Below are 7,050 nucleotides of genomic sequence, written 5' to 3'. Positions count from 1 at the left end.
CGGTCGCTCACTCAACGTACTGACGAAGTGTTCAACCATCTCTCGATGACCAAACCTTCCTTTCATTACTGTGTGAGACTTGATACTTTCGCTTTATGTGAATCCGGAGATCCACCCGCGTCGCGCATCAAGCGCCCACACTTATCGGCTGTTAGTTTTTAAAGATCATTCGTGAAGAAGCTCTGCTTTCTTCGCGTCCGTCATCAAACGGGAGGCGAATTATGCGATGCAGCCCGCAGCCCGTCAACCCCTCATCTGCAATTATTTTCAAAAAGTTGAGAAACGGAACGAGCAGTACTTTTCCGCGTACCTGCAAATAGTTAGGTATCCAACGCAATTTGCCGACCCGCCCCGACTACGAACACACGAAAGAACTGCCGCCGCCGTCTCGCATCAATTAAAGCTCTCTCGCCGGCCGCCGTTAAACTGGATATCCCGCCACTCAAACGATCGCTGCTCAATGGACGAATCAGCCGACCACCAAGTCCCGAATCCCGCGCCAGCAGCGCCTTCGTCGGCCCTCAGCGCCGACGCGGTACCGGTAGGCACACCGCTCGCATGGCCGATCGTCGATACAGACGGCTCGCTGCTTTTTGCAAGCGGCACAGTTCTCGCAACTGCCGACGAAAAAGCCTTTCTCTTCAAGCACTTCGAGCCGCGCCGCGGCGACCTGGCGGACGCGGCAGCACAGCCAGCAGCCGTAGCGGATACGCATGCCGAACCGCAAACACCGCTGACGCTCGCCGACATGCACGTCGAAATCGGTGCATTGGTTGGCGTACGCCTGCAAATGGGCAGCGGCGCGCCAATGCATCCATGCCGCATCATCGGTTTTGCGCCGAATCATTCGCTGTTCATCACTCCGCCGCTTCAGCAGGGGCGCATGCTTGCGCTCGGCCTCGGTGAAAACATCGACATCGTCGCGATTGCAAGTCAGGCGGTGTTCCGATTCGTATGCACCGTCGAAGCCATCTGCCGCTCTCCGTTCGATTACGTGGTCCTATCCCGCCCAGGCCCAATCCGGCGTCTGCGCGAACGCAAGTCGATACGCGTTGAAACGCATTTCGCGGTGCGCTTCGGCATCGGCGAAACCGGGGACACGTACGACGGTCTCGGCGTAGCGAAGAGCCTCAGCGCGCTTGGCATGTCGCTGATGGCGCCGTGGACCCTGGGTGCCGTCGGCGACCGGTTGCGCGTGGCTTTCCGGCTCGGATCGGTGGAGATGGACACAGAGATACAGACCACGGCCGTGATCCGAAACCTGCAGAAGAGCACTGGCGCTGACACTTCTTCGGTACATGGACTCGAATTCGATCAACTCGAACCGGCCCAGCAGATAGCGTTGAAAGTGTTCGTGTTCGATCGTCAGGACGACGTGCAGCAGTGGTCGCACGGCTTCAAATGAACCCGCGGCAAGCAGTGCGCGAAGCGCGCTTGCCTATCAACCAATCAGTTCTTCCGGCGTGACGCGGCGTGCGCCCCAGGCGCTCGCCATCCGCTCGCAGCGGCCGAGCCGTATCGCGCCACGCTCGAAGTCGACGAATACGACTTCGTCTGCATCCAGGGGACGCGTCGCTTGATCGGTCGTGCGGCCGTCGGTCAGAACCCAAAGCCAGCGCTGTTGCGCCGGGTTGCGGCGCGCGCTGCGCCCGAGCAACTGCGTTGCCTGTCGAATGCCCGCTGCGAACGGCGTCCCGCCGCCACCGCCGACGGGCTCAAGCCAACGCTCGTTCCACCAGCGCGGCACTGCGGGGCCAAAGCGCAGGTCTGCGCCGGCTCCGCCGAAGCAAATCAGCGCAGCCTCGGCACGCATTGCACTCGCGCGATCGAACAGCGCAATCAGCAGACCTTTCGCAAGTGCGAGGCGCTGACCGGCCAGCATCGAGCCGGAGCAGTCGAGCACGAAGCAGTGCAGCACACCGCTGGACGGCGTCTCGCGCACGAAACGCAGATCTTCGGCACGCAGCGCGGGTTGGCCGCGCTCTTCCCGATGCCCTTTCGCTCGTCGCTGTCCACTCGCAGCAAACGTCTGCGGCCATGCGATACGGCGCGTTGGTTCGCCACGCGGATCTGCACGCACATTGCTGTGCGTCTGCGCCCGTTGCCGCCATCGGAAACCGCTGCGCGAGTCAGCGGCGGCGCCCTTCCGATGGCTCAGCGTTTTTTTACGTTAAGCGGTATGACGCCTTTGACGTGCGTCGTCGCGGATGGCTGCGGCGGCAGATAACCCCAATCGCCATCGCCGGCCTCGACATCGGAAGATGAGGGCGTAGTCGAACTGTGCGTCAAACCGCGTGACATTGCTTCGCCGCCAGTCGCATCGTTAGCGGTCGATGTGTCCCGCTGACGCCGCCTGTGCACGAGCACCGCTTCAGCGACGAGATCCACATGCTGCGACGTTACAGCATCGCTCTGCTCCAGTGCCGCGAGCGCTCGCGCGGCGCGCAGCATCACCAGGTCGGCGCGCAAGCCGTCTACTGCGGCGTCGATACACAACGCGCTGACATGCGCATGCACGGCGTCGTCGAAAGAAAGCTGCGCGAGCTTGTTGCGTGCCGCGCGGATCCGCTCGACGTAATGCGCCTGCTCACGAGCGTAACCGGCACTAAAGGCCACCGGATCGAGATCGTATGCGAGCCGCGCCTTCACGATCTCTTCACGCACGCGCGGCTCGAAACAGTTCTGCAACTCGACCATCAAGCCGAAGCGGTCGATCAATTGCGGTCGCAACTCGCCCTCTTCGGGATTCATGGTGCCGATCAGCACGAAGCTCGCCTCGTGACTATGCGATACGCCGTCGCGTTCCACGGTGTTCACACCGCTCGCTGCGACGTCGAGCAACGCGTCGACGAGCGCATCGGGCAACAGATTCACCTCATCCACATACAGCACACCGCGATGCGCCTTCGCTAGCAGCCCAGGCGAAAAGCGCACGGTGCCGTCGCGCAGTACGGTTTCGATATCGAGCGTGCCGATCAGACGATCCTCGCTCGCGCCCAGCGGCAGATTGACCAGTTGCCCTTCGGGCAGCAGCTCGGCGAGCGCGCGCGCGGCTGTCGATTTAGCCGTGCCTCGCGGCCCGGTCACCAGCACGCCACCCAGCCCCGGATCGATCGCGGCGAGCAACAGCGCTTGCTGCAACGGCGCCTGACCGATCAATGCGGCGAAAGGAAACGCCGGCCTTTGCGCGGGGTTTTGCGCAGGATTTGGCCGCGCATTTTGCGTGGCTGCATTCATGATTGCATTCCTTCAATCTGCTGTTCGCTCGCGAGCAGATGCTGTTCGACCTGAGCGCGATAGTCGCCGGGCGCCTGCCACAGACCGCGCTGCATCGCTTCCAGCAGGCGCTCGCAAATCGAATGTAACGCATGTGGATTGTGCCGCTGCAAGAACTCGCGCGTATCCGCATCGTTCAGATAAGCATCGGTGACAAGCGCATATTGATGGTCCGCGACCACACGCGCGGTCGCATCATAGCCATAGAGGTAATCGACCGTTGCTGCAATTTCAGAAGCGCCTTTATAACCATGGCGCTTTACACCGTCGATCCATTTCGGGTTGACCACGCGCGAGCGCACTACGCGCGCGATCTCCTCGTGAAGCGTGCGAACGCGCGGCGCGGCGGGGTTGCTATGGTCGGCGTGATAAACGCTCGGCTGATTGCCTGCAAGATGGCGCACAGCTGCGACCATACCGCCCTGAAACTGATAGTAGTCGTTCGAATCGAGCAGATCGTGTTCGCGGTTGTCCTGATTCTGCAATACGACATCCATCGCGGCGAGGCGTGTGCCGAATGCGTGACGCGCTTCTTCGCCGGCGTTTTTCTGCGTGTACGCATAACCGCCCCAAGCCTGATATGCATTCGCGAGATCAGCGTCGGTCTGCCATTGTTGCGAGTCGATCATGTCCTGCAAACCGGCGCCGTAAGCGCCGGGACGCGCACTGAATACGCGCCAGCCGGCGCGCTTGCGTGCCTCGGCCGCGTCCATACCGTGTGCGATCAATGCATCGCGTTCCCGCAGCACACGCTCGCGAATCGGGTTCAGTTCTGCTGGTTCGTCCAGTTCGGCGACGGCTTGCACCGCAGCATCGAACAGATGCATCACATTCGCAAACGCGTCGCGGAAAAAGCCGGACACACGTAGCGTGACGTCGATGCGCGGCCGGTCGAACGCTTCGATCGGCATGATTTCGAAGTCGGTCACGCGATGGCTGCCAGGCGCCCACTTCGGTCGCACCCCAAGTAGTGCGAGCGCTTGCGCAATGTCGTCGCCGCCGGTGCGCATCGTCGCGGTGCCCCACACGGACAGACCGATCGCACGCGGGTAATCGCCATGTTCCTGCAAATGCCGCTCGATCAACTGCTGCGCCGACTTGAGCCCCAACGACCAGGCCGCTTGCGTTGGGACCGCACGCGTGTCGACCGAATAGAAGTTTCGGCCGGTCGGCAGCACATCGGGTCTGCCACGCGATGGCGAACCGCTCGGCCCCGGCGGCACGAATCGCCCTTCGAGACCGCGTCTGAGATGCGTCATTTCCTGCGTACCGCATGCGTCGAGCCGAGGCAGCACGTCGTTGCGCAAGCGCTCGATCACGCGCTCTGCTTGCGGCAGCGGCGCCTTCGCCAATGCGCTCGACGTATCTGTATCCGTATGCGCTTGCGGCTCGCATAGGCTCCGCAGCATTTCCGCTGCGAACAGTTCCAGACGCTCGCGCGTATCGCCGCAATGCCGCCAGGGCGCATCGCTGACCTGTTGCAGAATGTCAGGACGCGGGCCGGTCCAGGCCGCGGACCAATCCACCGATAGCGGGTCGAAAAAGTGATCGATCTGCAGATCGCGCGCCAGCGCATCGATCAACCCTGCGTTGCCACCTTGCCCATCGCCGACGGGAAAGCGCGCTAACGCAAGCAGCGTATCGCGTCGTTGCACTACTTGCGGCGATTGGCCGAACGTGTGCAAACCATCGCGAATCTGCGCTTCTTTCAATTCACACAGCCACGCATCGACGCGCGTGAGTAACGCATCTTCGTCGTCTTCACCCTTCGGCTCGGACAGGCTCAATTCTTCATGGAGCTTATGTTCGACGATAGTCGCGAGAATCGTGCGCCGTAATAGTTTCGAGCGGCGCGGGTCGACCATCAGCGCTTCATAGTATTCGTCGACCTGGCGCTCGAGGTCCTGCAACGGACCGTAGCTTCCGGCGCGCGTGAGCGGCGGCATCAGATGATCGACGATCACGGCTTGCGCGCGGCGCTTGGCCTGACTGCCCTCGCCCGGATCGTTGACAATGAACGGATATAGATGCGGCATGGGCCCGAGAATCAGATCTGGCCAGCAGGTATCGCTCAACGCAACACTCTTGCCGGGCAGCCATTCGAGGTTGCCATGCTTGCCGACATGCACGACCGCGTCGATGCCGAACTGATGACGCAGCCAGAAATAGAACGCGAGATACGCATGCGGCGGCACGAGTTCGGCGTCGTGATAGCTCGCGTAATCGCCCTGCTCGCGCGAACGCGACGGCTGAATGCCGACGAATACGTGGCCGCAACGCCAACCCGCAATCATGAAACGGCCGCGCCGCACGCTCGGGTCGTGCTCTGGCGAGCCCCAGCGCGCATTCAGCGCGTTGCGCGCTTCGGCGGGCAGCGCGTTGAAATGGGTGAGGTAATCGGCCAGCGCAAAGCTTTGCAAAGCGGGCCGCAGATCGCGCACCACCGGATCGTTCGTCACGCCCTCGGTCAGCTTCTGCAATAGCGCGTCGCCGTTATCGGGCACGGTTGCCACGCGATAGCCTTCGTCGCGCAACATCGACAGAATGCCGACCACCGACGCCGGCGTATCCAGTCCGACGCCATTCCCAATGCGACCCTCGCTCATCGGATAGTTGGCGAGAATCAGCGCGAGTTTCTTGTCCGCGTTGTCAAGCGAGCGCAGGCGGCACCAGCGGCGGCTCAACTCGGCAATAAAGTCTACGCGTTCGCGATCGGGCTGATAACGCACCACGTCGACTTCCGTATGCGGACAGCGATACGCGAGTCCTTTGAAACTGATCGCGCGCGTGATGATGCGCCCGTCCACTTCGGGCAGCGCAATATGCATGGCGATGTCGCGCGAATTAAGGCCCTGATTGTCCTTAAGCCAGTCCTCGCGGTTGCCGCCGCTCAGAATCACCTGAAGCACAGGCGCGTCGCCGGCGAGCGCGAGCGGTTCGGGATCATCGATCGCAGAAGCGGCGAACGCTGTTGTGTTGAGTACGAGCGCCGCGTCATGTTGCGCGCACAACGACTGCACGACTTCGCGACTCACCGCGTCCTTCAACGACGTAATCGCGATTGGCAGCGGGTTCACGCCTTGTGCGTCGAGAGCTTCGATCAGCGCGTCGAACACCGCTGTGTTGGCCGCCTGAAGATGCGCCTTGTAGAACAGTATCGCCGCGACGGGCGCATCGTGCCGCCAGCGCGCTTGCCAGTCGGCGATTGTCGGCGTGTCGCGTTGTGGATGGTAAAGCGACGCGGCCGGCAACGCGCGGGGCGGCGCAGGCTCGTGTCCCCAACCGAGCGCGCGATGCGCGATGCAGCGCAGAAACGCCTCGGCATTCTGGGGACCGCCTTCCCGCAAATAACGCCACAACTGATGGCACAGATCCGCGTCCGCGGTGCTGCGCGCAAGCAGATTGGGATCTTCCTGCAGATCGCCCGAAAACATCGCGAGCGTTTGCTGTTTGCGCTCCGCTAGCGCGACGACCTGTTCGATACCGTACGGCCAATACGCTTCGCCGCCAAGATGATCGACTACGACGACGCGCGCGTGTTGCAGCACATCTTCGACGTAGAAATCCACCGACGCCGGTTGCCGCAGATACGTCACGTTCGCGAGGCGCACGCTCGGAAAGCCGTCGCCGAGACGAGGAAACACGCTTGCCAGCAGCGACAACGTGGTGTCCGCAGAACTGAGCACGACGATATCCGCAGGCCGCTGATCGATACGGATCACGCCTTGCGTATCGTCGACGAAACCGCCCGGCGTGGTGCGCAGAAGATGCATG

The 7,050-nt window shown here is 62.2% G+C and carries 4 protein-coding genes; 1 reads left to right on the top strand and 3 read right to left on the bottom strand.

What is annotated here, in order from left to right; genetic code table 11:
- Nucleotides 1-460 precede the first annotated feature (460 nt).
- A complete protein-coding gene (locus J2W46_RS27535) occupies nucleotides 461-1,405 on the top strand; it encodes a flagellar brake protein (RefSeq protein WP_310357938.1) in 945 nt (314 codons plus the stop codon).
- Nucleotides 1,406-1,441: 36 nt separating this feature from the next.
- Here J2W46_RS27535 and J2W46_RS27530 read toward each other — a convergent pair whose 3' ends face one another.
- From J2W46_RS27530 to cobN, 3 genes are all read right to left on the bottom strand, one after another.
- Nucleotides 1,442-2,080 (bottom strand): vWA domain-containing protein, encoded by a 639-nt coding sequence (locus J2W46_RS27530; protein ID WP_310357935.1) that lies wholly within the window; start codon nucleotides 2,078-2,080, stop codon nucleotides 1,442-1,444.
- A 74-nt stretch (nucleotides 2,081-2,154) separates the two neighbouring features.
- Nucleotides 2,155-3,237, bottom strand: a complete 1,083-nt coding sequence (locus tag J2W46_RS27525; protein ID WP_310357933.1) for an ATP-binding protein — start codon at nucleotides 3,235-3,237, stop codon at nucleotides 2,155-2,157.
- Nucleotides 3,234-7,049, bottom strand: coding sequence for a cobaltochelatase subunit CobN (gene cobN / locus J2W46_RS27520; RefSeq protein ID WP_310357931.1), 3,816 nt, complete (start codon nucleotides 7,047-7,049; stop codon nucleotides 3,234-3,236). Before cobN ends, J2W46_RS27525 begins: the two co-directional genes overlap by 4 nt.
- Nucleotide 7,050: the final 1 nt, after the last annotated feature.

Origin of the sequence: Paraburkholderia strydomiana (genome assembly GCF_031456815.1) — a bacterium.
Taxonomy (GTDB): domain Bacteria; phylum Pseudomonadota; class Gammaproteobacteria; order Burkholderiales; family Burkholderiaceae; genus Paraburkholderia; species Paraburkholderia caledonica.
The sequence above is the reverse complement of the archived record's forward strand: the minus strand, read 5'-3'. Positions and strand labels throughout refer to the sequence as shown.